This window comes from Streptomyces sp. NPDC051133, assembly GCF_040682635.1.
In the GTDB taxonomy this organism is placed as follows: Bacteria; Actinomycetota; Actinomycetes; order Streptomycetales; family Streptomycetaceae; genus Streptomyces.
Map to the genome: position 1 here is coordinate 1 of NZ_JBFBBK010000252.1, position 1,132 is coordinate 1,132.

The window sequence follows — 1,132 nt, forward strand, 5'->3', positions numbered from 1 at the left end:
AGGCGAGCCAGGTCAGCTTGGCGGCCCGCTTCTCCGGCCCGGTCAGCCGCGGATCGACCCTGATCCCGTCGATCTGGTCGCGGACGTAGGACTCGGCGGGCACGACGACGTCGCCCACGAGGCTCGCCGCCTCGCCCTCGCGGCCGATCTCCACTGTCAGCGCCCGGGTCTGCCGCCACAGGTCACGGCGGGCCCGGGCGTGCTTGTGTCCCTCCAGCCACCAGTGGCCGCCGTCGGCGTCGCGCAACCGCAGCCGGTAGCGCAGGAGCTGGTGCCCGAGGCCGTGCTGCCGGGGGATGCCTTCCTCGGGACGGATCCAGACGTCACCCTGCTCGACGGTCAGCGGCTGCGCGTGGACGGCCGTGCAGAGGAGCTCACCGGTCACATCGATACGGCGCTCCCTCACCAGCTGGTACATGCTCGCGATGGAAAGCGTGAGCGCCATGGAGCAGGGGGTATCGGGCTGAGCGCCGACCGGGCCCACGCTGCCCTCGATCGTCTCCGAGAACCACAGGTAGGGCTGGTCGTCCTTGTGCGGCAGCCGGGCGAGGCCGTCCTCCGCAAGTCGCTCGAACGTCCGAAGCTGGGCCTGGGCGTCGTAGCGCGCCGCAGGTGCGAGTCCGAGTGCGGCTACGAGTGCGGCGGTGCGTTCGCCGTCGGCGGCCGGCCCTGTGAGAGTCGCCTCGCACAGCTTCAGCGCGGTCGGGCTCTGCAACACCCGGCTCAGGAAGGCAAGTTCCGGCACCGGGTCGGCCTCCAGACGGGCCACAGCATCGGTGCGCCACTCCTCCCAGTCCTGCACGCGGACGTGCATACCGCCGAGCGCCATGTCCCTGACGACGTCGTCGAGAGTGCTGGGTACACCGGTGAGGTTGTAGTCATAGCCCCAGGCGTCGGGCTCGCAGACCGCGGCCACGGCGACGCGACTGACCCAGTCCACCGGAGCGGCATTGAGATAGCGGAAGGCGGGGACGGTGCGAAAGCGGCCGAAGGCCGAGATCAGGCCGCTGCTGAGGTCCTGCGGGTTGTAGGCGCCGGTCTTGGTGTGTCCGCCGATGGCGGACGGCAGCGACGACCGGCTGCTGCTCGCCGACCCCGACAGCGGGCTGCTGCTGATCTCCTCGGACGCGCC

General features: G+C 71.0%; 1 pseudogene. It reads right to left on the reverse strand.

Annotated features, from left to right (window positions below):
- Positions 1-940 (reverse strand): annotated as a pseudogene (locus AB0N17_RS46835) (polyketide synthase); the annotation flags it as partial.
- Between the last annotated feature and the right edge of the window lie 192 nt (positions 941-1,132).